Below are 278 nucleotides of genomic sequence, written 5' to 3'. Positions count from 1 at the left end.
ATGCAGATAGGCGCAACTGACCGATGACGTGAGCGTGCGCAGGTCCGGTGTATGATCAAAAAAGTCACCGACCGGCAACCCGTGCACCGCACACACCAGCAACATGCCGGTCAGCGTGTCGTCGTGGCTCGGTGTCAGCCCCGCGCCTTTGCCCACTACGTTCTGCCAGTCAACGCGATGCCCCTGCAACTGCCGCAATAACTGATGCTGAATATGCGCCAGTTCTCCGCCGGGCGGTTCAAGGACAACCTGACGAAGCTCACCGAACAGCCCCGTAA

1 protein-coding gene is annotated in these 278 nt (G+C 60.1%); it reads right to left on the bottom strand.

The features are described 5' to 3' along the window. Positions 1-278: oxamate carbamoyltransferase subunit AllH family protein (locus ACPYOM_RS22380; RefSeq protein WP_481347645.1), on the bottom strand; the 278-nt coding region annotated here is incomplete at both ends.

This window comes from Monashia sp. HAY1-2A (assembly GCF_056755315.1).
The sequence above is the reverse complement of the archived record's forward strand: the minus strand, read 5'-3'. Positions and strand labels throughout refer to the sequence as shown.